This is a genomic window from Vibrio sp. NH-UV-68, from assembly GCF_042940635.1.
GTDB classification, from domain to species: Bacteria; Pseudomonadota; Gammaproteobacteria; order Enterobacterales; family Vibrionaceae; genus Vibrio; species Vibrio pacinii.
The window spans coordinates 1,259,846-1,286,241 of record NZ_CP134976.1 but is presented as its reverse complement, the minus strand read 5'-3'; the positions used below and the strand labels follow the sequence as shown (position 1 = coordinate 1,286,241).

20 protein-coding genes and 1 pseudogene are annotated in these 26,396 nt (G+C 42.6%); 10 read left to right on the top strand and 11 right to left on the bottom strand.

What is annotated here, in order from left to right; translation table 11 throughout:
- Nucleotides 1–3: 3 nt before the first annotated feature.
- From ViNHUV68_RS19985 to ViNHUV68_RS19950, 8 genes are all read right to left on the bottom strand, one after another.
- Nucleotides 4–1,035, bottom strand: coding sequence for a zinc-binding dehydrogenase (locus tag ViNHUV68_RS19985; protein ID WP_391090919.1), 1,032 nt, complete (start codon nucleotides 1,033–1,035; stop codon nucleotides 4–6).
- Between the two features lie 75 nt (nucleotides 1,036–1,110).
- Entirely contained in the window at nucleotides 1,111–1,695 is a 585-nt protein-coding gene (locus tag ViNHUV68_RS19980) for a TetR/AcrR family transcriptional regulator (protein WP_038175980.1), read from the bottom strand.
- A gap of 118 nt (nucleotides 1,696–1,813) precedes the next feature.
- The gene (yqfB, locus tag ViNHUV68_RS19975; RefSeq protein ID WP_157631177.1) at nucleotides 1,814–2,131 is read right to left on the bottom strand and encodes a N(4)-acetylcytidine aminohydrolase; all 318 of its coding nucleotides are present in this window, start codon (nucleotides 2,129–2,131) and stop codon (nucleotides 1,814–1,816) included.
- Entirely contained in the window at nucleotides 2,125–3,324 is a 1,200-nt protein-coding gene (locus ViNHUV68_RS19970; protein ID WP_391090917.1) for a DEAD/DEAH box helicase, read from the bottom strand. The genes yqfB and ViNHUV68_RS19970 overlap by 7 nt, the downstream gene beginning before the upstream one ends.
- Nucleotides 3,325–3,418: 94 nt before the next feature.
- Nucleotides 3,419–3,895 carry an OsmC family protein gene (locus ViNHUV68_RS19965; RefSeq protein ID WP_391090915.1) on the bottom strand — a complete coding sequence of 159 codons (477 nt, stop codon included), beginning with the start codon at nucleotides 3,893–3,895 and terminating at the stop codon, nucleotides 3,419–3,421.
- A gap of 78 nt (nucleotides 3,896–3,973) precedes the next feature.
- On the bottom strand, nucleotides 3,974–4,720 hold the full coding sequence (locus ViNHUV68_RS19960; protein WP_391091878.1) for a transporter substrate-binding domain-containing protein: 747 nt from the start codon (nucleotides 4,718–4,720) through the stop codon (nucleotides 3,974–3,976).
- 113 nt (nucleotides 4,721–4,833) lie between these two features.
- A complete protein-coding gene (locus tag ViNHUV68_RS19955; protein ID WP_391090913.1) occupies nucleotides 4,834–6,513 on the bottom strand; it encodes a pseudouridine synthase in 1,680 nt (559 codons plus the stop codon).
- A 73-nt stretch (nucleotides 6,514–6,586) separates the two neighbouring features.
- The gene (locus ViNHUV68_RS19950) at nucleotides 6,587–7,171 is read right to left on the bottom strand and encodes a LysE family transporter (protein WP_391090911.1); all 585 of its coding nucleotides are present in this window, start codon (nucleotides 7,169–7,171) and stop codon (nucleotides 6,587–6,589) included.
- Nucleotides 7,172–7,315: 144 nt separating this feature from the next.
- Between ViNHUV68_RS19950 and ViNHUV68_RS19945 the strand changes: the two genes are divergently transcribed.
- From ViNHUV68_RS19945 to ViNHUV68_RS19935, 3 genes are all read left to right on the top strand, one after another.
- On the top strand, nucleotides 7,316–7,756 hold the full coding sequence (locus ViNHUV68_RS19945) for an Lrp/AsnC family transcriptional regulator (RefSeq protein ID WP_038175972.1): 441 nt from the start codon (nucleotides 7,316–7,318) through the stop codon (nucleotides 7,754–7,756).
- 359 nt (nucleotides 7,757–8,115) lie between these two features.
- Nucleotides 8,116–9,744, top strand: coding sequence for a methyl-accepting chemotaxis protein (locus ViNHUV68_RS19940; RefSeq protein ID WP_038175971.1), 1,629 nt, complete (start codon nucleotides 8,116–8,118; stop codon nucleotides 9,742–9,744).
- A gap of 449 nt (nucleotides 9,745–10,193) precedes the next feature.
- Complete coding sequence (locus tag ViNHUV68_RS19935) at nucleotides 10,194–11,237, top strand: GMP reductase (protein WP_038175970.1); 1,044 nt, start codon at nucleotides 10,194–10,196, stop codon at nucleotides 11,235–11,237.
- Nucleotides 11,238–11,301: 64 nt separating this feature from the next.
- Here ViNHUV68_RS19935 and ViNHUV68_RS19930 read toward each other — a convergent pair.
- Nucleotides 11,302–11,418 (bottom strand): annotated as a pseudogene (locus tag ViNHUV68_RS19930) (site-specific integrase); the annotation flags it as partial.
- 477 nt (nucleotides 11,419–11,895) lie between these two features.
- On the opposite strand from ViNHUV68_RS19930, the gene ViNHUV68_RS19925 reads away from it, so the two are divergent.
- Together ViNHUV68_RS19925 and ViNHUV68_RS19920 are read left to right on the top strand one after the other, a co-directional pair.
- Nucleotides 11,896–13,044, top strand: coding sequence for a hypothetical protein (locus ViNHUV68_RS19925; RefSeq protein ID WP_391090909.1), 1,149 nt, complete (start codon nucleotides 11,896–11,898; stop codon nucleotides 13,042–13,044).
- 627 nt (nucleotides 13,045–13,671) lie between these two features.
- The gene (locus ViNHUV68_RS19920; protein WP_391090907.1) at nucleotides 13,672–14,778 is read left to right on the top strand and encodes an outer membrane beta-barrel protein; all 1,107 of its coding nucleotides are present in this window, start codon (nucleotides 13,672–13,674) and stop codon (nucleotides 14,776–14,778) included.
- Between the two features lie 434 nt (nucleotides 14,779–15,212).
- Here ViNHUV68_RS19920 and ViNHUV68_RS19915 read toward each other — a convergent pair.
- Nucleotides 15,213–16,324, bottom strand: a protein-coding gene (locus ViNHUV68_RS19915; protein ID WP_391090223.1) for an IS3 family transposase whose coding sequence is annotated in 2 segments (ribosomal slippage) — nucleotides 15,213–16,072 and nucleotides 16,072–16,324 — 1,113 coding nt in all. Because the reading frame shifts where the segments join, the coding sequence is not laid out codon by codon here.
- 948 nt (nucleotides 16,325–17,272) lie between these two features.
- Here ViNHUV68_RS19915 and ViNHUV68_RS19910 point away from each other — a divergent pair.
- The 5 genes from ViNHUV68_RS19910 to ViNHUV68_RS19890 all read left to right on the top strand — a co-directional run bounded on the left by ViNHUV68_RS19910 (nucleotide 17,273) and on the right by ViNHUV68_RS19890 (nucleotide 25,415).
- On the top strand, nucleotides 17,273–19,564 hold the full coding sequence (locus ViNHUV68_RS19910; protein ID WP_391090905.1) for a DUF1566 domain-containing protein: 2,292 nt from the start codon (nucleotides 17,273–17,275) through the stop codon (nucleotides 19,562–19,564).
- Nucleotides 19,565–19,937: 373 nt separating this feature from the next.
- On the top strand, nucleotides 19,938–21,755 hold the full coding sequence (locus ViNHUV68_RS19905; RefSeq protein WP_391090904.1) for a DUF1566 domain-containing protein: 1,818 nt from the start codon (nucleotides 19,938–19,940) through the stop codon (nucleotides 21,753–21,755).
- 823 nt (nucleotides 21,756–22,578) lie between these two features.
- Nucleotides 22,579–23,460 carry a LysR family transcriptional regulator gene (locus ViNHUV68_RS19900; protein ID WP_038176783.1) on the top strand — a complete coding sequence of 294 codons (882 nt, stop codon included), beginning with the start codon at nucleotides 22,579–22,581 and terminating at the stop codon, nucleotides 23,458–23,460.
- A 616-nt stretch (nucleotides 23,461–24,076) separates the two neighbouring features.
- Nucleotides 24,077–25,018, top strand: a complete 942-nt coding sequence (locus tag ViNHUV68_RS19895; RefSeq protein ID WP_038176782.1) for a LysR family transcriptional regulator — start codon at nucleotides 24,077–24,079, stop codon at nucleotides 25,016–25,018.
- A gap of 43 nt (nucleotides 25,019–25,061) precedes the next feature.
- The gene (locus tag ViNHUV68_RS19890; RefSeq protein ID WP_157631201.1) at nucleotides 25,062–25,415 is read left to right on the top strand and encodes a GNAT family N-acetyltransferase; all 354 of its coding nucleotides are present in this window, start codon (nucleotides 25,062–25,064) and stop codon (nucleotides 25,413–25,415) included.
- 143 nt (nucleotides 25,416–25,558) lie between these two features.
- Here the strand turns inward: ViNHUV68_RS19890 and ViNHUV68_RS19885 are convergent, their stop codons facing one another.
- Complete coding sequence (locus ViNHUV68_RS19885) at nucleotides 25,559–25,864, bottom strand: hypothetical protein (RefSeq protein ID WP_038176781.1); 306 nt, start codon at nucleotides 25,862–25,864, stop codon at nucleotides 25,559–25,561.
- Nucleotides 25,865–26,396: the final 532 nt, after the last annotated feature.

The following is a 26,396-nucleotide window of genomic DNA, read 5'->3' as shown; positions in this document are numbered from 1 at the left end:
TTCCTATAGTGGCTGGTTGGTTTGAACAACTAACTTGCCGAAGTTTTTCCCTTCAAGCAGACCGATAAATGCCTGTGGTGCATTTTCTAGCCCTTCGACTAAATGCTCACGGTAGTGGATTTTACCCTCTGCTAACCATTGACCCATATCGTTGGCAAACTCGTTGTAACGATGTGCATAGTCATCAAAAATAATAAAGCCTTGCATCTTGATACGCTTAACGAGCAATTGTCCCATCAGCATTGACAGTCGGTCAGGGCCTTCAGGTAGTGAGGTTGCATTGTATTGTGAGATCAGGCCACACAACGGAATTCGTGCGCTGGTGTTCAGCAGTGGCATGACTGCATCAAATACCTTACCACCGACGTTTTCAAAGTAGATATCGATGCCGTTGTCGCAGGCTTTCGCTAGTTGTTCGGCGAAATCGTCAGCTTTATGGTCGATACACTCATCGAAACCAAGTTGCTCTTTAGCAAAACGACATTTTTCTTCACCGCCAGCAATACCAACGACACGGCAACCTTTAAGTTTACCAATTTGACCGACCATAGAGCCGACTGCGCCAGTTGCTGCGGCCACGACTAACGTTTCCCCTGCTTTTGGTTGGCCAATATCAAGTAGCCCCATGTAAGCGGTGAAACCAGGCATACCCATCACACCAAGTGCATACGATGGATGAGTTGGGGTCTTGCCTAATTTGATCAGACCTTCACCATTTGAAATACCGTAATCTTGCCAACCTGTGTAAGCAAGAACCCATTCTCCTGCTTCGAACTCTGGGTGATTAGAGGCTTCAACCTGACAGACGGTAGCGCCGACCATCACGTCATCAATGGCGATGGGTTCAGCATAAGATTTAGCATCACTCATACGGCCGCGCATGTAAGGGTCAAGTGATAGGTATACACTGCGCAGCAGCATTTCACCTTCGCCAGGCGCTGGTTTGTCGCTGTTTTCGAGACGAAAATCGGTGTCTGTCGGTGCGCCTACAGGGCGTGAAGCAAGCACAATGCGTCGATTAGTAGAGTTTGTCATGGTTATTCCTCGTTATTAGACCAGTCGTCTAGCATGGTCTTTAAAAAATCCCGTCATTGTATTTGACGGGAGTTATTAAGCGGTTAATAAACGTTTTGTTGCCACAAAACAGTGTTGTAAGTTGGTTTGATCTTGATTGAGTTTATTGAGCAAACTGGCACCCAACCATTGTTGATACAAGAGTCTTGCCGTCATCTCGGCATCAAGGGCTTGGATGGAACCGTCATTGACACCCACTTGTATGCTGGTGGCTAACTGACTGATGATTTTCTCTGCACCTTGCGCGAGCGTTATACGCATGGTGTCGGATAAATCCGAGACTTCGGCGCTTAACTTAACCACTAAGCACTTGTTGGCGTTACATACCCCATTTTCTATCTCAAGCCATTTTGAAAAATAGTCTAATACACGTATTAAGCCTGTGTCTTGCCCAGTATTGAGTACTGAATGAAGACGAGCGATATAGGTGCGGAAATACTCTTCAATTAATGCCTGACCAAACTGCTCTTTTGACTTGAAGTAGTGATAGAAAGAGCCTTTCGGTACATTGGCCGTTTTAAGTAGTTCAGATAAACCAACCGCAGTAAAGCCCTTGGTCACCACTAACTGGTAACCAATGGCGAGTATGTGTTGGCGAGTGTCTTGAGTTTTTGCGTTCATGGCGAGACTATAAATTAAATTAGACCAGTCGTCTAGTGGCTAAAAAACAAACCAACAGGATGATTAATCAAAACACCAAGCGATCGTTTAATGATCGCTTGGTTGGTGAACTTGAACGTTAAATTAGCTCGTAGCTTATTTCAAATAATCTATCGGTATTTGGATAGATTTCACGGATCAGCTGCTTGAGTTTTGGCAGTTCAATCGCTTCCTGCTTAGCGTGAAACTGATTGATATCATCGAAGCGAAGGGGCTTTACCGACAAAATACGAATGTTACATACCTTTTGGTCGGTCTCTAAGGTATAGACTTCGACCGTGGTTCCGGGCACATAATGCGACTCCGATTCGTCTCGAATGGTAATGGTCTTTTGGCCAGAGGTGATTAACGGCGTCAAAAACTCAAAAAAAGTAATTTTGCTTGGTGCGCTCATGATTCCTCCTGGTTTTGACGTTTGCTTTTGGGAACGTAATTAAGTACGGAAACCGGAATGGGTTTACGCGGCTCAAACCCTTCTATTTCACGACGTTCAATCAAATGACCTAGACGACTTTCAATCATGCACAGGTTTTTGAAATTATCTTTAGACACAAATGAGATGGCCTCACCACTGGCATCGGCGCGGCCAGTACGCCCAATCCGGTGAACGTATTCATCCGCTGGGAAAGGAAGATCGTAATTGATGACACGTGATAACCCTTCGATGTCGATACCACGAGCACCAACCCCAGTTGCAATCATATATTGGATTTTTCCTGCTTTGAAGTCGGCCAATAACTGTGAACGTACTGCTTGGCTACGACCGCTGTGGAATGCTTCTGCAACAATGCCACGCTTCTCTAACTGAGCAGCCAGTTTTGCTGCACCATGTTTGGTCTCAATAAAAATAAGCGCTTGATCCCAGTCATTAGTTTTAATCATATGGCTGAGCAGTGAAGACTTTTGATCTTTATCGACGGTGATAAGCCATTGCTCAATGTTTTTCTTTGAAGCTTGATTGGCCGCAATTGAGATTTCGTAAGGGTCGTGGACTGCACTTTTAGCGAGATCGCGAACTTTATTCGATAACGTCGCAGAGAACAGCAAATTCTGGATGTCAGTTGGTAATCGATCCAACACTTTATTGATGTCATCGATAAAGCCCATATCCAACATACGATCGGCTTCATCAAGCACTAATATTTCGACTTCATCAAAATGCAGCGCTCGCTTGCCATACAAGTCGAGCAGTCGACCCGGAGTGGCGACTAAAATATCAACGCCTTCGATCAAGGCTTGTTTTTGTGCTTTTTCATCAACGCCACCGTACATTGCCAATGAGGTTAAAGGCAGATGCTGCCCGTACTCTTGCACTTTCTGTTCAACTTGTACCGCCAGTTCGCGAGTTGGTACAAGAATAAGCGCACGAATGCGTTTTTTGCGCTGAGTTTCGCCTTGGCTTAGCTTCTCCAAGATAGGCAAGACAAAGCTCGCGGTTTTACCGGTTCCTGTTTGCGCCGCTGCGATTAGGTCTTCTCCTTTGAGAATAACGGGAATCGCTTGGTTCTGAATGGAGGTCGGTTTTGGGTAGCCAAGCTGGGAAATAGCGTCGACAATAGGTTGGCTGAGGCCAAGTTTTGCGAATGACATGATTACACTCTGGATCTTGATAGTGACGAGGGCAAATAACACCCTTAATTGAAGCAGAGTGTAGCATGAAGATGACGATAATGAGCAGCTTTGTTTATGGTCGCTGAGTCACTATTTCTGTGGTAATTTCGGTTTTCACTGAGTTAGCAATAAAGCAGTGTTGGTGAGCAAGGTGATGCAGTTTCTCAAGCTGTTTTAAGTTTGGCTGTTTCTCACCGGCGAAGACAATTTCGGGCCTTAGGGTGACTTTGGTGACTGCCGTTCGACCGTGTTGGTCTTGTTCCATTACACCTACGGCATTATCAATATAGCGATCAATGACATAGCGTTGTTTGGCCGCAATGCCAAGGAAAGTCAACATATGACAACTGGATATAGCGGCAATAAAGGCCTCTTCTGGATCAACATTTTCGGCTACCGAAAAAGGTAATGGAACGACATGAGGTGAAGATGAGGCTGGAACGACAACCCCACCATCAAAGTGCCATGTGTGGCCTCGGCTGTATTGATTGTCATTGAACGCTTCGTTGTGTGCACGTTGCCATTGTATTGTTGCACGATAATCAGACATATTAACCTCCATGTAGTGTTGCCATGGAGGTTAACCTTTATCGACCCAAGTTGTAAAATTCACCTCTAACGTCGTGCGCTACATCTTATATTCACCTCGGAATGATGCGTCACGGTAAGCGTCCAGTTTCCCTTCTGCTTTTAGTTTGGCTAGGCCGCGGTTGAAAGCGTCAATCAGTTCTTGAGCGCGAGGCGATTGCTTAGAAATAATCACAAAATAATCACGGTCTGAGAGCGTTTTTGCATTTGGCTCAATACTGTCGGCTAGGTTCAATTGGGTAATCAGTTCCATGCCTACATCTTTATCTTCTAGTACCACGTCTAAGCGACCTGCGCTCAGTTTCTTGTAGTTGTTGTCTGCACTGGCAATTCGTTGAATCTTAACTTGGCCAGACTTTTCATATTCTTCAATACCATAAGCATAACCAGTGACACCACCAACTTTGAGCTTGCCGAGATCGCTAGGGTCGCTCCATGAAATAGGGTTGTTTTTTTGTTGGAATAGGGCGGTACTTAAGGTAATAACAGGGTCAGTAAAGTGGAAGAATTGCTCGCGTTCTGAATTACGGCCCCAAATTAGCGAGCCATCAAATTTGCCAGCCTTGGCTTCTTCAAAACCACGTTTCCAAGGTAGGTAAGTAAACTCAACTTGGTATCCTTCTGCTTCGAAAGCTTCTTTGACTATTTGTGTCATAAAGCCACCTTGTTTGAGTGATTTTGACATGTAAGGTGCCCACTCACCATTGGCGAGGGTGATGGTATTGGCGCTAACAACACTGCTGAGTGACGCGATAGCAGTAATACAAAGTAAAGAAATGATTCTCATGAGCATGTTTCTATCCTTGTTTGTCTTGCATATTGTATAAAGGATAGATGATGATGAAATTATCAGCAAAAAGTTTACATACTCACCGTTATCCACTCACTCTTTGTCGTGACTTAAAACTCCGCTGCAACCTGAAACGTCATTCGCTCTTTGCTGTAGGGGTGAAAAAGTTCTAGTCGTTCGGCGTGCAGATGCAAACGATCGGCTTTTTCACCATATAAAGTATCCCCAACCATGGGCGTCGCCAGTCCTAAATGATGCGCGCAGTGAACACGCAATTGGTGGGTACGGCCCGTTTTGGGATACAGATAAAGTTTGGTGCGATTTTGTTGCTGTTCAATGGTCTGCCACGAAGTTTGGGCAGGTTTACCGTGTTCAAAACACACCAGTTGACGAGGTCTGTCAATCGGGTCGCCACGCATCGGCAAATGGATTTCGCCTTCGCTGTGTTCTAGCGTCCCTTCAAGGAGAGCGACATAACGTTTTTCAACACTGCGAGACATAAATTGCTGTTGTAAGCTTTTGTTGGCACGCTTGGTGAGTGCAAACACCAACAGCCCCGAGGTCGCCATATCGAGGCGATGAATAACAAACGGCCCTTCAACGTCTGGGTAACGCGCTTGCAAGCGAGTATAGGCCGAGTCGTTGATCACCTTGCCCGGAACAGAAAGCAGCCCAGAAGGTTTGTTGACGACCACGATTGCCTCGTCTTGGTAGATGATCTCGAGCTCTTTGTCTTGCGCCCAGTTATCTTCTAAAGGATTATCGTCGACGTTAAGCCCTTTCAGCATATGACCCAATATTGGCTGACATTTACTGTTACACGAAGGATAAAACTGTCCGTGTTGTCGAATTTCTGACTTAGGTGATGCCCCCCACCAAAACTCAGCGATGGCAAGCGGCTTAAAGCCATGCTTGAAGGCAAAATGAAGCAGTTTAGGTGCCGCGCATTCACCAGCGCCTGCTGGAGGGGTAGGCGAATTGGTGTTTGCAAAAATAGCTTTCAGTGATTGATGCTCGCCAAGTGCATTTAAGAAACGGTATTGATCGAACAGTTTATTTTGTAGTAGGTTGGAAAGCGTCGCGCGCTGATTTTTAAACGCTGAAAGCTTTGTGTCGAGTTTATCGAATTGATGTTGTATTTGAGCAATTTTTTGTTCCCACTCAAGCTTTAAGTACTTCAGTGAATTTTTATCGGCCACGCTTTGCTTACTGAGTTCAACATTGAACTCAGTAAAGGCTTGTGGGGTCATGTTCTGTTGCGCTTTTTGCCGCTGCGCCTTACGTGTTGCTCGTGCGTTGATCATCTGCTCTCGAAGTTGAGACTCCTCAATCGCATATTGTTGCTGTAGGGTACTTAACGCCTGTTTAAGTTGCGCTAATTCGAGACTGGTTTCTAGCTGGTTAACCTCATGATTCAAATCGGTGATCTCGGCCAGCTCGCGGCGAAAAAAACTTTGTTCAGTGAGCATGTCAAACACTGGTGGAACGAATCCGGGTAATAGGTTTTTGTCGGCGACTTTACCAGAAAATGCAGCCAAAAAGCCTACTTCACCTTGGGGGCTTTCAACCAGTAATACACCGAACATTTTGCCACTTGCTGACGCGTCATTAGATAGGCCGAAATTATGCTGCCACTCTTGTTGTTGTCGCAGGTAATCTTGCAATTGTTTCGCTGCCTCAACGCACAAGGGATGTGGTTGATAGTAAAACGGATAGGTAAACTTTTCTGGCAGTGAATAAGATTCTATCGATGTGTTAAAACGGGTAAATAAGCGGTCTGGATGGTGCATCTGGTCATTCATAAACAGGTAAACTCAACAAAGCGTGATTTTACCTGTTTAGCGGTGGATTACTAGTGAAGCTTTAAATCATCGGTAGTGTCGAGCCAACCAGTAGTAACGCCATGATGATGTTAAAACTTCTGATACGCAGTGCACTTGTCAGCCACCGTTGTAACTCCCTTCCGGCCAAAATCCAAAAGGTGCCGGATGGGAAGTTGACGACCAGAAACGTGATAGAAATGATCATCAATTCAACCCAACCACCGCTATTACTGTACAAGGCCACAGAGCTGAGTGCCATTGACCAACCTTTAGGATTGACCCATTGAAAACTGGCTGCACCCATAAACGTCATAGGTGTAAAATTATCGACATCTTTGGCCTGACCACTTAGTGCAATTTTTATCGCCAAATACGCAAGGTAAGCCAAGCTGAGGTATTTCAATATCATATGAACAATTGGATAAGTATTAAACAGTGCTGATAACCCAAGCCCAATCAGTAGCACCATAAATGCAAAGCCGAACGCGATTCCACACATGTGGGGAAGGGTGCGGCGATACCCCACGTTTGCTCCGGACGTCATTAACATTAGATTGTTCGGTCCGGGGGTAAACGTTGAGACAAAAGCAAAGACAATCAAAGCACCGAGCTGTTCAAATTCCATGGCATGTTCCTAATGTCAAAGTAAGCGCAATAATATTGCGTGCTAATAGCGGATAACTGAATAATGATTATCTTATGTAGAAAGCTGGGCAATTATGTGCTTTTATTTGCATGATTTTACGTATTTGCACAACAAAGGTTAATTATGGATAAGTTTGACGAAAGAATATTGCACGAGCTTAAAGCCGATGGAAAAGTGTCGAATGTTGAGCTTGCTGAGCGCATTGGGTTATCGCCCTCGGCGACGTTAAGACGCGTGCAAGAGCTAGAAAAGCGCGCGGTGATCAAAGGTTATCGTGCGGTATTGGATAATACACAGCTAGGTGTTGGTTTTATCGCTTATGTTTCTATCGGGTTGTGTAGTCACAAAAAGCAGTCTCAGCAAGAGTTTGAAGACCACGTTCGTTTTGTCGAACAGGTAGTTGAATGTCATAACATTACTGGTGCTAATGAGTATCTGTTGAGGGTAGAAACTAAAGATCTTGCCAGTTATAAAAAGTTTCATGCTGATGTGCTCGGTGAGTGTACTCAAGTGCAATCGATCACAACCATGGTCGTGATGGACTCACCAAAAGACGAGCGATAACACAGTCCCTTTGTCCCCTCAGGTTAAATAGCATCTACTGACAGCCTTCATTGAGATTAAGCAGCCAAATAATAGCTAAAGTTTGTGGCTCTTTGCCGCTGTTTTTATTAGTGCTCTGCATTCCAGACAAGAAATACCTAACTGATTGATTAGTATATAGTCACTTTAGTGCTCTGCATCTATTTTATAAATTGATTGCATAGTTTGATTTGAGTATCCTTACTCAGTCTATGGATTATGTAACTTAATCGATCACTGCAGCGCGAGTAGTCGAATGAGATTTACACTCTTTGACTCGATTATCCCAAGAAAAGCCGTTGATTATAATTCGGCAGCAACGACGTCATGAGAACAAAATAATGAATATTTCCCTGAAAAACTTATCAATACGTACTCAGGTACTTTTACCTGTCTTATTCACCACGTTGACCTTACTTGTCACCCTGTGGATAACCAAAGTGAATCTCGAACAAGAGCAAAAAACGGTAAATGCGAGTATCGACTCGTTGATTGTCTATAAAGATACATTAGCTGAAATTGGTGATCAGCTTTATCCTTTACGAATCAGTGCGGTTTATGCGATTTATGACTCATCAAGACGTAAGCAGTTCGTTGATGAATTGCAAACAACGCTAAGCAGTATTGATAAAGCTCTTGATCTTATGGCGAATAACGCTGAATTTCGTCAAGACGTTAGCGTAACGCGCAGTGTCATTGAAAACTACATTCAATTTTCCCATCGAGCGGTTGAAACATTATCTAGACGCGATCTTGGTCAAGTGACCGATCAGGAATACAACCGTTTCATCAGTCAATATCGTCAGTCGGGTATCGAGATGATCGCAGCGCTCAACGCACTTTCGGTTAAAGTGAACGATTACGCGGCAAATACCATGGCTCGCAGTGACGCGCAAAACACCAAAGTTAAAACGACCGCGATGATATTGGTGCTGGTGGTATTGTTTATCTCTTTGATGGTGGCTTGGATCTTGTCTGGACTTATCGTCAACCCAATTTTTGCGTTGCAAGAAGTGATGCGTAAGCTGGCACAAGGAGATCTCTCTATTCGCGCCAATGTTGAGGGGCAAAATGAAATTGCCAAATTGGGTCAAGATGTCAATCTGACGGCACAACAGCTCCACACCACGGTTGAACAACTGAGCCGAATTAGTGAAGAAGTGGCCTCGGCCTCAACCGAGTTGGCCGCAGTAATGACGCAAGCCCAAGCTAACGCGCAGCAAGAGTTGGCTGAAATTGAGCAAGTCGCCTCGGCGGTGAACGAGCTATCGAGTACCGCTGATAACGTGAGTGATAATGCTCAAATTGCTGATTCAACAGCTCGTGAGGCCGATCAGCTTGCTCAGTCAGGTTTGAATATTTTTGAAGAAAGCAAACAGACCAGTGTGCAGATGGGCAATGCCTTGAATGAGGCGGCGCAAGTTGTGATGAATCTGAAACAGCAATCAGAGCAGATTAGTGATGTGATTGAAGTTATTCGCAGTGTCTCTGAACAGACGAACCTACTTGCATTGAACGCCGCTATTGAGGCCGCGCGTGCGGGTGAATCGGGGCGTGGTTTTGCCGTTGTCGCCGATGAAGTGCGTATGCTTGCGGCGCGCACGCAAGAATCGACAGGTGAAATCCAGACCATTATTGAAGATCTGCAAAAACAGTCAGGTTGCGCTAACGACAGTATGCAGGTGAGCTTAGACGTTCTAGCTAAGAACAATCAGCTTGCAGAGCAGACTAATAGTGCGTTACTGGGGATTACTGAATCGGTAGCCAACATTAATGATGCCAATGCGCAGGTCGCGACAGCGGCCGAGCAGCAATCCCAAGTGACGCAAGATATTAACCGTAACGTTGTTAATATGTCAGAACTGGTAAATCAAAACGTATCAGGTATTTGCCAAAGTGCCAGTGCGAGCCAAGAGCTATCGACTCTGGCTGAAAAGCAAAAAGCACAACTGGCGTTCTTTAAGCTGTAATCTAAGCTTATTAGATAAAAAGCAGCGTCAATCGCTGCTTTTTTGTTTATTTATCTCATTTAAAAACCGATAAAAATCATGATTAAGTGATGCTTTGGCTCACAGATACTCACTTTAGTCATTGAATAGGTCAAATAGACGTCAGCAGTCAAATCGTGAAAGGGTGCGCAAACGCTTGCTAAAATATACGGTAAGTAATTGTTTATTATCTTTTTAGTGAGATTGAATCAGGAAGGGGGCGTTGTGTAGGTATGCAACTTAACCGAACTGTAGCATAAAAAAATGAGGAATATCAGTCTTGCGAGAATTAAATTGCGACCTATAATGCTGAAAACCGGAGCGTCTGCCAACGCTCCGGTTTTTTTGTGTCCGAAACTCAGTAAAGCGTCTGCCAACGCTGACTGAAAACGCACCGACACTCCGATTTTTACGAGAAAGGAACTGTATTAATGCGTATCGAACAAGAACTTAAGTTAGGCTTCAAAGACGTGCTATTTCGCCCTAAGCGATCAACGTTAAAAAGTCGCTCTCAAGTTGAATTAACCCGCGATATTACCTTCAAGCATAGCGGGCGTCAATGGTCAGGGACCCCCGTAATCGCCGCTAATATGGATTCAGTCGGTAGTTTTGAAATGGCGCGAGCACTTGCAGAGCATGATGTCATGACGGCTGTGCATAAGCATTATACCGTTGAAGATTGGGCCGACTTTGTTAAAGGGGCCGACAGCGCGACGCTAAAGCATGTGATGGTCTCAACGGGGACGTCTGAAGCGGATTTTCAGAAAACCCAAGATATTATGGCGCTAAGTGATGAGCTGATCTTTATCTGTATCGACATTGCTAACGGTTACTCAGAGCACCTTGTTGAGTATGTAGAAAAAGTTCGCGCGGCGTTCCCTGATAAGGTCATTTCAGCGGGCAATGTCGTGACAGGGGATATGTGTGAAGAGCTTATCCTTGCGGGCGCAGATATCGTCAAAGTCGGTATCGGCCCAGGGTCGGTTTGTACCACGCGAGTCAAAACTGGCGTCGGTTATCCGCAGCTTTCGGCAATCATTGAATGTGGTGATGCAGCGCATGGCCTTGGCGGTATGATCATTGGTGATGGTGGCTGTTCTTGTGCTGGCGATGTAGCTAAAGCATTTGGTGGCGGCGCTGATTTCGTTATGCTTGGCGGTATGCTTGCTGGCCACGAAGAAGCGGGCGGTGAACGTATCGAAAAGGATGGACAAACGTTCATGAAGTTCTATGGCATGTCTTCTCAGTCAGCCATGGCGAAGCACTCTGGTGGTGTGGCTAAGTACCGCGCAGCTGAAGGAAAAACCGTACTATTGCCATTCCGTGGTAGCGTTCATGAGACGATCTCTGACATCCTCGGCGGTGTCCGCTCAACGTGTACCTACGTAGGCGCAGCAAAGCTTAAAGAGCTAACTAAGCGTACGACTTTTATCCGTGTACAAGAGCAAGAGAACAACGTATTCGGTAAAGAGTGAAACTAGAACGTTTCGTAAATTCCGAATGATTAAGAGCCGCTTTTTGCGGCTCCTTTTTTTGCCTTTTCCATTCTTTTAGCTCTTTCAACTTACTAAACATGGCTTTAAATCGGGCGAACTCAGAGTTCAATGTCGCAATACTAGGGGCGCCTTTCTGCCAACGTAAATCGACAAAACAAATCTAACCATCCATGCCAATAAACTGGATGGCATTAAAGACAAAACCGCCGAGAAACGACTAGCTCACAATACCATGCTTATCAGTCAGGAAATCTGACTACGCCAAAGCAATACCAAGCCAACCAACCACTAACGAGTCAACCTTAAAAAGCAAATCCGAAGTAGAACTCCGAATTAAGTCAGATAAGCCTGTCACAGTATACAAAGCTAAGAGCGAGAAGGGGGCAGAGCTGAATTTGGACGTGAGTAGTATAGGATTGAATTTTTAGCATTGAAACGTTCTAAATGTGCCTTTGTTATCACAAATAAAATTTGAGAAGTCTCTTTGGATTCATGGCTTGTGTGAGTCATGCTTAATATATGATAAATGCAATATGATTCATATTGTGCATGTAGTGATTGCTTCTACACTGAACCGGTCAGTTAGATAGTTATACTGATAAATTAAATATTACTAGTTAAATATAAGGCTTAAAACATGACTACAGAATACAAGATCAATATCGTAAATGAACAGTCTAAATCTCGTAAATTTTGGTTGTTCCTAAGTGAACCAGAAAAAGCGGCCGGAAAGGAGGTTTTCGCGAATTCCTCTGCATATATGACATTAGATAAGACAGGCCCTGGAGACCTAAGTAACTTTACCATTCCTTTACAGTACAAGTTGAAAGCCAGTGCATCAAACCACGCTGTAGGACTGGACACAAAAATAATGACTCGAGCCATGACAGATACAGATTTGGGGATGAGTTGGGATGCAGAGTTTTTCCCTGGTGAAGAGCATCGGAACCCCCACCTCATTGAAGCTGGTGATCAAGCTGATGTTAAGGAAGTTATGGTTAAGACAAATGCATTCGACCCAGATGATCAAATGAGATTTAGTTGGTACAACTGTATGACTTTTGGCGTTGAAAGCGAGAGTGGGTTTATCGGTTACTCATGGGTGCCAGATCCGAGTGACGAGTACGATATTGTTCCTAAAGTAAGTTTCTACGTTAGTACTGGTTCGTTTGAAAGTAACGTGCTCGCAGACATGAACCAAATTTCTAAAGAGGCAGCTAATGTAACTGAAAAGGATTTCGATATTCGAAATGAGTGCACCGTAACTCTGCGTGTTGATGGAACATGGGATATAGAGCCAGGTGCGCCGAGCTTAATGCTTAGCTCAAATGTGCTAAACAATTTAGTTGAATCACACTTAAACTTAACATCCTCTCATGCAACACTTGTTGAACTGATGACCAGAAAATCAGCAAAAGATTCTACTGAAAATCAACTAATGGCTACACCGTGGTTAAAATGGTTTGTAAAAGGAATTGCTAATCGTACTGCACAGACCTCAGCTTACACACTTCAACAAATGATGAGGATCCACATAGTTAACTTTTTACGTCCTACTGGAGTTGAGCTAGAGTCCATTCAAGTTAAAGAAGATGGGAAGATTGAAGCAGAGTTTAAACGACCAAACAATCATGGATTGGTGCAAGGGGCAGATAAGTATGAGCAAATTTCACTAGATGCCACGAACTCTGCCCTTAAAGAAGCCAAGAAGAAGAAAATGGTTACAGATTATAAAGTAAGCCTATCTAAGAATTTTGTTCAAGACATCTTAGAGTTGAGCAAGTAAACATAAAATTTGAAGATATAGTTTCAGTATAAGAGCCGCTTTTTAGCGTAATGCCAGTCAGCTTAACTGATCGGGAATACGCCTTTAGTGGCTCTTTTTTTGCCTAAAAAATGGAAAGTGGCGACAGAGTGGCGACAAATTACGATTGGTGATCGGGTGCAAGTGAGCATAGCGCATTATCATACTGATATCGGTATAAGCAAGAATACCTACAACCGACTTTTGCCGGTAGAGACTCATGTCTACAACAAACAAATAACGGTTTTTAAAAGCCGTTGTTTTTCATCAGACAACTACATTTAATAAGCGAGTCTTGCCTCTGAACTCGCGGCATTTTCACGTCTAACCGCAGCTGTTGGGCACAAAACTCATTACCAATGAAACATTTTGTTTAATTGGCAGGTGTCCGTTAGCTTGCAATACTTTCACAAGATTTAGCGCAAACGTACACATATGGGTTGGGATACTCAACAGAGATTATCACAGATGTATTCCTTGGGCGGTCTAAGTCCGGTGGCTGCACAGTTTTTCCACTGTCGGTCATTAATTAATAACAAAGTAATCACATCGCATAAATTTAAATTTATAGCCAAACGTTATGGGTGGCTATAACAAGGAGTAGTGGAAATGCAGAAAAACAAAATTGCAATACTGGTCAGTGTCTTGCTGTCCACAGGGGTTACGGTGGGTTTTGCCGAAGCGGGTGAATTTTATGTTGGCGGCAAATTGGGAGCGGCTATATTTGATGATCCTTGTTCGGCGAACAGTTTGTCGTGTGATGACGTTAGTGGAGGAGCCAGTGTATATGGTGGCTATCAGCTCAATGATTGGCTAGCGGTTGAAGGTGGCTATGACTATTTAGGTGGCCCATTGGCGACGTATCCAGCCATTGGCCAACCCTCGAGTTCGGTGGATTATGACGCGCTGGTTCAGGGGATTGAGCTAGGCCTAAAGGCGGATTATGCACTCAATGATCGAGTGGTCGTATTTGGTAAAGGCGGTACCTTCTTGTGGCAGTTAGACAAGGAGGCTAATGAGCCAGTAGTGGGTTCGGTAAGTGATAGTGGCACTGGAGCATCATTGATGTTGGGAACAGGAGCGGAATACCGTTTGTCACCGAATTGGACCACTCGATTAGAGTATCAATACATCAATGGGGTAGGTGATGATGTGACTGGTTCATCGGATGTTCACTTTGTCAGTTTAGGTTTGAATTACCGCTTTGGTGCATCGAGCACACATACCCCTCTCGTTGTTAGTGAGCCTGTAGTTGAGAAGGTGCAACAAGAAGTAAAACCAGAGGTGAAGGAAACCGTGTCGCCACCTAAGCAACAGGTAATAGAGACCTATACTCAGATACTGAGCGCTACAAACAGTGAGGCTTTGTTTGAGAGTGACAGTACAAAAATTACTCCAGCTCTAAAAATGCAGTTGATGCCAGTGTTGGCGCGCTTGCAGAAGTATCCAGATACGACGGTAGAGGTCACAGGCCATACTGACAGTGTTGGTGACGCTAACTACAACCAATCGTTATCGGTAGTACGCGCGCAAAGCGTGGCGGATTACTTGGCCGCTCAAGGAATTGACCGTTCTCGCATCATAGTGAAAGGTTTTGGTGAGCTGCGACCTATTGCGTCGAATAAGACAGTCAGTGGCCGTGCGCACAATCGCCGTGTTGAAATCGTTATGCCAGAAGTGGTGATCGAAACCGAAACCACTAAACCAGTTCAGTAACAAACATACCAGTTTAGGTTTTAGTATGCCATTGTATCGTGGCATAGCAGTTATCGTAGAAATTAATATAAGGGCTCTAGCATTATGGCTAGAGCCCTTTTTTTACACCCACGATGCCTCTTTTCTTGATTTACACCATGTTCATTTAGCGTGCATATACACCTTTCTATTGGTTCATAGACTTAATATTACTAGGTTAATACTATTTATTGGTTTATTAATTTAATTTTTTGCTTTGTAAATATAATTCAATGGATTATTAATTTTTTATTTTAGCCTCTCTGTATTTTCACACCTAGTTTGGGTGGAAGTGGCTTATCTTCACAGGAAGAGGGGGAGGCGCCTGCTCAACCTCCGTTTACAAAGCATGTGATAGTGATGGCGATGGTATCAGGGATGAACAAGAAATTGCTAATAGTGTAACCCTCCCTGTTTTAGTGGCACTCTAAATTAGAGTTTTTCCTACTTTCATGCCTTGCTAAATACTCCCAAGGAGTCAGATCATCGAGTGAATCATGAGGGCGTTCATCGTTGTATTCCTTCATCCATTTTTCTGTCAGGTCTCGGACTTCGCTCAAGGTTTTGAACACGTACATGTTGAGTATTTCTGTCCGATAAGTTCGGTTAAATCGCTCTATATAGGAGTTCTCCGTTGGTTTGCCTGGGCGAATAAATTCCAGTTCAACTGCGTTTTCTTCAGCCCATTCAGCCAGAGTGGTCGAGATAAATTCAGGGCCATTATCCATGCGCAGCTTACTGGGGTACCCTCGCCAGGCAATAATGCGTTCTAGCACCCTTATAATGCGTGGTGCAGGCAGATTGAGATCTACTTCAATCGCTAGCACCTCACGGTTGAAATCGTCCACGACATTGAACGTACGAAAGCGTCTGCCGCAGAGCAATGCGTCACTCATGAAATCGATAGACCAGCAACTGTTGATCGACTCTGGGCATACCAGTGGCGCTGGATTTCGTTTAGGTAGGCGCTTTTTGCCCTTGCGCCGTAGGTTTAGCTTGAGCGAACAGTACACTCGATGGACTCGTTTATGATTCCATCGGTGTCCCCAGCGCCTAAGTACTTTAAATAATTTGCTAAAACCGTATGCAGGGTACCGCTCTACTGCCTCTTGCAATTTAGCGATAACCTCATCATCTCGATGAGGCTCTGGTCGGTAGCGATAGACTGAGTCGCTAATGCCAACTACGCGGCAGGCCATTCGCAAACTGACCTGATAGTGTTTGCGAGCGTAATCGACGAGCTCGCGTTTAACCGCTGGCCTTACAGCTTTTTTTCCAGGATATCTTTAACGATACGGTGCTCGAGGCTGAGGTCTGCAAACATTTGCTTGAGCCTCCGATTCTCATCCTCGAGCTCTTTGAGCCGTTTAACATCTGACGCTTCCATACCACCATACTTGGACTTCCAGTTGTAGTATGTCGCATCAGAGATGCCATATTCACGACAGACTTCGTTAACCTTTCGTCCTGCTTCGACTTCCTTCAGGATCTTTACGATTTGCGTTTCTGTGTAGCGTGATTTTTTCATCATGCGTTCTCCGTTTGTTTCAGTGTAAACGGAAAAACTCTAATAGCTAATGACCAGTTTTTTGGGGAGGGTTACAATAGCACTAACCCCAAAGACCCAAATGACCCTGTAAAAACTGCCCCTCCAAACAGTGAACGCTTTGTTCAATAGTCAAGCTGCCTCGGTCCTGTAACAGTTTCGTTACGAGGTAAAAACGGGCCTGGCTTCAGTAAGTGTAACTGGAGTCAGTTTTACTGGTTGTCAACAATCTGAGTATAGTTTTAGAGCTTTGTAAATCAGTAATAGAAAGACCTAAATATGCCTTTAAGTATTAATTTAAAAATAAAGCGGTAGTTCAAGTTTGCCACAGATCAAAAATAAACCCTACTTGTAAGTAGGGTTTTTTATTAGCGACCTAGTACGCGCTCATAATATTTTGGGGAGTTTCGGCCAACTAACACTGTGTTTTTCACTCCCTATGATTATTTATTGATTTGCATCATGCTTATTCAGCTTGCCTTGTAGCCAATTCATTTTATCGGTGAATTAACAATACCAGAGTCATGTCATCTCAATATGCAGTTTCATTAAGTTGTTGTTATTTATATTTTAAATATGATTTAACTACTTTTGCCTATAACTGCCTCAGTGTTTGAAAAGCGAACTTTTAACGTCATTGTCAATCTATTTTTAGTTCTATCAATTAAACATACTGTTTGATTGGCAGGGTGTCATTATCCTGTGAAAATTTAGTCAGCTTAGTGGAAACGGGCTTCAAGTTAAGCAGGGACGCCTACATAAAGTCAGTTTCACAAGCTGTGAACAATCAATCGGAAGCAATATGTCTTAGATGGTCATCTAGATTAAACCACCTCGAACTAAATCTTGAGTGGTAGCACTCAGATTCGAATTGAAGTGGACATTTCAGAGGTGGTGATTTAAACCACCCATAAGCAGTAAGGTTTTAGTATGAAATTCATTAATCAACAACAAATGAAAATGATGGCGCCGTTATTGGTGGCGTTGTTAATGAGTGCTTGTCGAAACGATGGGAATAGTTTGCTTACTCAGCAGCAAATTAAGGGAGAAGGGGAAGGCTCTGTCTGTTCAACGTATAGAGCATGTGACAGTGATGGTGATGGTATCAGTGATCAACAAGAAATTGATAATGGCACTAACCCAGGCGACCCAAATGATCCAGTGCAAGGAGGTAATCTCGACAGTGATGGTGATGGCATCAGGAATGGTCAGGAAACAGTAGAAGGTTGGGATGACAACGATGCCAACAACCCAGTACAAGGGGGCAATCTCGACAGTGATGGTGATGGCATCAGGAATGGTCAGGAAACGGTAGAAGGCTGGGACGACAACGATGCCAACAACCCAGTGCAAGGGGGCAATCTCGACAGTGATGGTGATGGCATCAACAATGGTCAGGAAACGGTAGAAGGCTGGGACGACAACGATGCCAACAACCCAGTACAAGGGGGCAATCTCGACAGTGATGGAGATGGCATCAAAAAAGGTCAGGAAAGCATCAATAATTGGGATGACAACGATGCCAACAACCCCGTGCAAGAAGGCAATCTCGACAGTGATGGAGATGGCATCAACAAAGGTCAGGAAAGCATCAATAATTGGGACGACAACGATGCCAACAACCCAGTGCAAGGGGGCAATCTCGACAGTGATGGAGATGGCATCAATAAAGGTCAGGAAACTGTTGAAGGCTGGGACGACAACGATGCCAACAACCCAGTGCAAGGGGGCAATCTCGACAGTGATGGAGATGGCATCAACAAAGGTCAGGAAACAGTAGAAGGTTGGGACGACAACGATGCCAACAACCCAGTGCAAGGGGGCAATCTCGACAGTGATGGAGATGGCATCAATAAAGGTCAGGAAACAGTAGAAGGTTGGGACGACAACGATGCCAACAACCCTGCAATCGATGGGGCTGCCGACAAGGACGGCGATGGTTTCCCTGCGGGGCAAGAGACGGTAGAAGGTTGGGATGATAACGACCCGAATAATCCGATTGCGGCAGAGAAGGTAGAGAACCCGACCTTAAAATTGGATAACACCACCGTATCACCGGGTATGGGTGTGCAGGGCCTGATTGAGTTTAAGGTGCAAGGAGGACCAGAGTCCTTCAGTACCCTTGACTTCGCGGATGCCAACCATGTGAATTGGAGTATCGTAGATAGTGAGGGAAATACAGTGGTCGGGTTAACGCCAACCACGGAAGGGTATGTCATCATTCCTGATTCAGAAAGTGCGCTTGAATTTGCTAGTCAGACCTTGGCAATGCGTGCCACTTTCCTTGATGATGGCTGGTTTGCTGGTCAGGCTCCCCAACAAGAGAGTTTTAAAGTGACTTTGGCGTCGGTTTCAAGTACTCAAGTAGCGCTTTTAAAAAATGGTCAGCCACTAGCGAATAACGAAATTTCCATCGGAGATAACATTACTGCGCAAAGTACAGTTAATTTGGCTGATGGTAGTAAGATTATCGCTCCGGCTGATGCAGCCTTAGGTGAATGGAGCCTAGATCAGACAGCAATCGATCTAGGGGTAACGATTGATCCGGTAACGGGTCAGCTTGATACCAGTAAAGTGAGCCCTGAACAGCTAGGAGAAAATGGCAGTAACATTACGGTATCTTGGACCGGAGCAGGCAGCTTAGAAGGTGGGCACGATAGTTTTGTGGTATTGCTTTCCAAGTCAAAAGTTGGTCCGATGTGTGGTCAGCTAAATGATACCGATTCAACTATTGCAAAAGGTAACTGTTTGAAAGTAGCTGATGACAATCAAGGTAATTGGTTTACCTCGACACCTTCAATTGAATTTCTTCAACCCTTAGGGTATACAGAAGATAGGAGCGATGATAACCAAGGTCGAACTTATGCGGATTTGCATATTGGTACTGGAGTTAATCATCCAGAAGATGGTCAATTTGCTGAATTTACGATGGAGTCTGCAACTGATGTCGATAAGCAATCTGAACGGTATTGTGCTGATTTGGCTAGTTTGAGTTTCGCAGGAAGAGATGATTGGAGGATACCAACGCTTGAAGAGTTACAAGGTCTGATGGAGAAGCATGGCGAAGTCGATGCAACTTTAGGTTGGCCTGCAAATTGGCACTGGACATCATCACATCTCACACCGAAACAATACAAGATACTGTCTTTGTCATCAGGTAGAGTTGAAAATAACCTCGGTGGTACACTACATCATGTTTCATGTATGTCGACCGGAGGTTAGTAATACTAGCTTTTGTTAGCAACTAGCAACTAGCAATATGGGCTCTGGGCGCTATGCCGCAGAGCCCTTTTTAATGAACATACCTATAAAAGTTCCCCTCCAAACAGTGAACGCATCGTTCAATAGTCAAGCTGCCTCTGTCCTGTAACACTTTCGTTACTAGGAAAAACGGGCATGGCTTCAGTGAGTGTAACTGTAGTCAGTTTTACTGGTTGTCAACAATCAATCGACCGCAACATGTCCTTGATGGTCCTCTAAATAACAAATCACTTCGAATGAAATGGTGAATGGCATTGCATGTAAACACAGAGATGAAATAGCCACACTCCCAGTTCGGTGGTTGGAACTAAGATTATGCAACAAGGTTTATAGTATGAAGTTCGTTAATCAACAGCAAATAAAAAAGGTGGCACCATTAATGGTGGCGCTGCTAATGAGTGCATGTGGCCACGAGGATAATAGTGGGCCGCCAATTGGGGGAGGTTCCGTATGTTCAGGTTATGCGGTATGTGACAGCGATGGGGACGGCATCAATGACGAACAAGAAATCGACAATGGCACTGACCCAAGTGACTCAAATGATCCAGTGCAAGACGGTGACCTAGACAGCGATGGTGACGGAATTAAAGATGGTCAGGAAACCGTTGAAGGTTGGGATAAAAACGATGCCAACAACCCCGTTCAAGAGGGACACCTAGACAGCGATAGTGACGGCATCAAAGATGGTTTAGAAGAGATAAATGATTGGGGTAAAAACGACCCTAGTAACCCGGCACAAGATGGCAATAAAGACAATGATGGCGATGGTCTCAAAAAGGGACAGGAAACCATTGAAGGTTGGGATGATAACGATACAAACAACCCAGTCAACGATGGGGCTGCGGACAACGACGGTGATGGTTACCTCGCGGGTCAGGAAAATGTCGAAGGATGGGATGACTTCGATGAAGATAATCCGATATCGGCGCAAAACGTAGAGAATGTCGATTTAGTGCTTGATAACGAGGCAGTGACGCCAGGAATGTCGTTGCAAGCAAGCGTCACCTTTGAACTCAATACGACCGACGAAACTCAAACCACGTTAGATATGCCGGACGCGAACCATATTTCTTGGAGTGTGGTTGATTCAAGCGACAACAAGGTTGAAGCGTTAAACCCGACCAGCGAAGGGAAAGTGACCATCCCGGATGTGGAAGAGGCGTTGACTTTAGCTCAGCAAGATTTCTTCGTTCAAGCGACTTTCCTTGATGACGGTTGGTTTGAAGGCCAAACAGTTCAAGATAAAGCGTTTATGGTGACTTTGGCCGAGGTTTCAAGTACGGAGGTAGTGTTACTGAAAGATGGCGTACCATTAGTAGATAACCAGATTCTTGTGGGTGAAAGCGTCAAAGCGCAAAGCACAGTTCAACTAGAAGATGGCAACGATATTACGGTTCCTGATGATGAGACGCTAGGCGTCTGGAGTATTAGTAAATCTGCAACGGAACTAGGGGTGACGATTAATCCAGTGACGGGAGAGCTAGATACAAGTGCAATAGACAGTGAAAAATTGGATGAGAGTGGTACGCTCATTACCATATCTTGGAAGGGCTCGGGCAGTTTACAAGGTGGGCACGATCGATTGGATGTGTTGATTACTGCGTCAACGCCAGTGGTTACCACTATTTGTGGTGATCAAATAAATGATAAGGATCCCAATAACGCCGCAGGTAATTGTTTGAAAGTGGCTGATGATAGCAAAGGTAATTGGTTTACCTCGACACCTTCAATTGAGTTTCTTGAGCCATTAGGCTACAGCGCAGATCAAACTAAAACTAACACAGGCCGAACTTATGCTAGTGAGATAGATAGTAATAACGGAAAGTTTGCTGAGTTCGTTATGAACGGCAACGGTGGGCATGCAATTACTGACGATAGGCAATCTGATAGGTATTGTGCACATTTGGCGAGTTTGAATTTCGCAGGAAGAGATAATTGGAGGATGCCAACGATAGATGAATTGAATGGTCTATTTAAAAAACATGGTAAATTGTCCGAGAGGTTAGGTTGGCCTACAACAGAATGGTATTGGTCATCAACAACATATATAAACCAAATGAATTATAGAACGATCTCTTTGTCGAATGGAACGTTGGGGAATCACATTAATAGTGACCAAAATAGTGTTTCATGCGTATCGATTACTGATTAGTAATCGTTTAGATTGACACAATGTTTCAAAAAAGGGGTCTTGGCATCACACCATAGATCCCTTTTTTTGTTTCCGTACGTTCACAACCTCAATTGATTTTTTAGTATGAAAACATTTCACAGAGCTCAATCTTAGTGTGGGGTAACCCGACTTTGTACCCATGATAGGAATGTAGGTATATGTCTGACTCGCGAATTAACGTTGAGGCAGCGTCGTTCTAGTCAGTTAAGGGCAAGAAACTTCATCACAGAACCAAATGGCATTCCATACGACTGGCTCATTTTTCGCGACATAGTAGTTTTCCTGACAGCTAACCATATCACCATTGAGCTATGTTGAATGCATCAGATTTAGTAACCAATGACACATTGAGTTACATACATTCAACTCCTGCGTTATCTTATCCGATGTGGACGAAAGATCAGGACTATACATTCAACTCCTGCGTTATCTTATCCGATGTGGACGAAAGATCAGGACTATATATTCAGAAACTGACTAAGGTATTTAGAGTTTAATGTTTTTTGAATGTCTAGTAATAAAATAATAATTATCTTGTATCTCAAACTGTCGATCTTATATTTTTTTTTAATGTGAGTGAGGATAGTTCTACTATGGGGTGTAGAATAAATTCCCATGAAAAATACATGATTGTAATTTATTTAATCATAAAGCAACTGATTTGTATGTGTTTTTTAATATTAGAGTTAATATGCTAAAAATAGTTGACATTATCCTGAAAAATAAATAACTAAACGCTAACTTCGATGAGTGTCCTGTCAATTAAATTCGTCTCGAAAATTTTGTAACAAGGTGTGTAATTGTGAGGAAGCAATTAAAGAACATAATTATCTTTAATGAGTTATACGAACAGGGTAACTATCGTGAAGCAGCAGCAAATCTAAGTATGTCCATAGCTACAATTTCAAGAGCTATTCAGGAATTAGAGGAAGACAGTAGAGTACAACTATTTATTAATGTAAAAGGTAAGTTTCGCCCTACAGCATACGCACATTCTCTTTATGAACGGTTAACAGTAAACAATGGTGAGTTAGTAAATAGCTATAGTCTGTTTAAATCAAATGGTCGTTATGTCAATGCACTGATTCCACCTCAGATGTCAGTTTTTAATTTAGTTGATAAATTGGTAAAGTTTAACCATGAATTTGGTACAGAACTTGTAATTAATGAAGGGTTTAGGTTTAGCTCCAGTGAGGAGGCCTATATGGCTATGGTTAACGGTGAACTGGACTTTATGATTGATTACAAACCCAATAACTCTATAAGCTTTGTTTCTGAACGAATTGGAGAGCATAAAACATCGCTCATTGCCTCTAAAAAGTATTACGACTCAATTGGATCAGATGATATCAATGAATCGACAAAATTCGCTAAATACTCTTGGTTGGGTCAAACTGGTGTGGATTTTCAAAAATACTTTGGAGTAGCACCTGAAAATCAGGTGGGATTCATTACTCAAAATGTCTCTCATTACTATAAGGTTATTAAAGAAACTCGATTCGTAGGTGTCTGCTTGGCTGATAATCTAAAAAATATTGAAGAAGATTTTGTTTATGAGCGCGAGCCATTTATGTCGTCAATGCTTTATTTTGTAACAACCAAAGCTGCATTACATAATAAGCCTGTAGTAAAATGGTTTTATGATAACTCTAAGAAAAAAGAGGTATGTAATGTGAATCAATAGTCAGTGATTTATATTTTCAATAGCATAGTGTCGTATTCATACTCGGAAGCCTATGGCATTATCTCCCTCTTTCCTGAATAGAATAAATGTAACCATTATTTATTCTATTCAGGCCTTATCTTGAAAAATAAAAGTCTAATAAAACAAATTCTTAGTTTTGGCTGTGTATGTTGTTTAACGTTTACTCATAACTTTCGTGAAGTCCTTTATTAAATTTATTACATATAGTCGATATCAACAAAGTGGTTTTTGGTTCTTAGGTAGGCTTATATTCAACCAGTAAAAATTGTTTGTAAAATTTAATTAAAAATAAGAATGTAATTAATCTTTAGACAAATACTTTACACTAATAAAATCACATCATAAATACAAACAACTTATCGTCTATCACATATCACATACCACATATCAATCAATATCAATCAAAACTCATGAAACACTATTAATTGAAACATTGCGTTTACTTGTCGTAAGTGTTTTTTTTGTCAATATTAGTTGATGTTAAAATAAAAACTGAAAAAGATTGATTTAGGTTCACCCGAAAAAACAGAAAAAGTAAAAGAAAAACGATGAAGGACAATACGATAAATCGTTAGGTCAGTGGAAAGGATGTTATATGCAAAACATATCAAGTTTATCAGTACTTTTAATTCACTTCGAGGCAATCTACCGTTACGATGGATTGAGAACTGCGGCGCAAAAAACTGGCATTCCATTATGTCGACTGTCTCGTTCCCTCAATGAACTTGAACAGATAGTCCAGAAGAAGTTGTTTTACTCGGACAAAAATGATTTCAAACCAACCAAGGAAGGCTGTCGTCTATATCAAGAAGTTGATACAAACTCAATGTTAATTAATTTATCTCATCAATTAAATTGTTATATGAATCACGAGGTTATTAAAGCCTGTGTTTTACCACAAATTAAGATGAATTTAAGCGGTGAAATCATTTCACACTATTATCATTATAGAGAAGACAAAGATAAATTACTATCGGTAACCGTGACTAGTGAGCATTTCAATGAACAAGAAATGCATAGCCAGCTTAGAGCGTGCGACTTAGATATGGTGTTATCTTATTACCGATTTGAGTCCGGTGCAATCGAGAATAAGCAACTATATACAGATAAATATTCCTTTTATCGGGTAGTTAACAGAGATGAGTTAGACAATGACGGTATAAGCTATTTGGCAATGCTAGATCTAGGTAGTTCTAGCAATAATAATGTTATCGTGGATTTTATTGAGCAGTGCCAAAAGGATTGTAGTAAAAAAATAAAAAAAATGCCGCGTCTTATCCTTCCAGATATTGACAGTTTATTCAAGGTATCTAAAGAGTTACCACTCATATTGCTTTTGAATAATGCCTCATTTCGTGCATTTTCTATCGAAGGGATTGACATTGAATCGTTGCAAGATCTAGATAGTCTTGAGCTTCCTGTTTATATGTCTTATCACAAAATGAATCCCAAGAAGAAAATGTTAAACATGGTTTCAAAGGCCTATTTGACGTTATTGAAAGATGGAGAAATAGAAAACGAGTGCATAACCACATAACTATTGAACTTAGTTGTTGAAGCAATTTTATGGTGATAATGGTATGAGTAATATTAAGATCAGAGTTCAGGTGAGAGTGCCTACTGTCAATCAATATAATGAATTGAGGAAGTTAATTGGTTGGAAAGTCATTGATAACTGTCGTGCAAGTTTAGCGTTGAATAATTCTTTGATTTCAGTTTGTGCATTAGTTGACAATGAAGTGATCGGTATAGGACGTGTTGTTGGAGATGGTGCATTATACTTTTGTATTCAAGATGTCATTGTTGCTCCAAAATATCAAAATCAAGGAGTTAATCATATGATAGTGGAAAAAATAATGACCAACATAAAACACTTAGTTAAAGAAGGAACAGGTGCTTTTGTAGGTACGGTCACAGAGCAAAACAAACGTTAATAGATCTATATTCAGTTGCGTGGTTATACATTGATAGATGTGTTCATTTATGATTTAAGAGCGTAATGTACAACTAGAAAATCAATATTAGGCACGCTATTAAAGCGTGCCTAATTGTTTTTATGGTCAAGGTAGATAAATCCTCATTCTGCAAACACTTGATGCATAAGCCCTCGGAATCTTTGACCGCAAACATCATTTTTTTGTTGTTGACGCCATGCATTTTGAAATGTTCCTGCAAGTTCTTCATAACATATAGGGCAACACGCATGCTTAGCCATGAAATGAGCTTTTGGGGTTTGCGGGAAATACGTTTGGTGTTCTTTACAAAACAATAGTACCGGAGTTCGACTATTGACATAGTGAACCTGATCATAGCCAAATCGGTCGCCCCATCGATGTCGTGACTTTTCTATAAATTTCGCTTTGGTATCTCTAGGTATTGCCATTAATTTTCTCCTAACAGAACGAATATGGGGCTGTCAGTTCATTTCTATATTCTTAAGTGGGTATGCTTTCCATCATATTCTTATGCTGAAGCGTCAATCGACCTTGGGCCAGCAACTAAAATATTTTGCGTTGTGTAAAGCTGATTTGATATTGACAAGATTGACATTTAATTGAAATGAAACGCCGTGTTTATTAATGGTGATATGACTTGAAGGATATTGGAATCAGCTCCTAATTATAAAGAGAGTAAAAAAAAGCCCGGCTTGGGGGGGGCACGGGCAAAATTGTAAAAAAGCGGTACACAAAGTGCCTTGCTTTAAATAATTGATAAGCAACAACTCACTCTGCAACTGATACGTTATCAGGCGTAAAGGTAAAACACGAACAAACACTCTGTTTGAAATGGCTGTTATATAAACAAAAGACCAATGTGTATATCTGGCATTGCAAATATAGGGGCGAAAAATGTTATATAGCTCTATGGTTTCAAAGAGCGAATGACTTATAATTAATCCATCTATTTCGTTAATT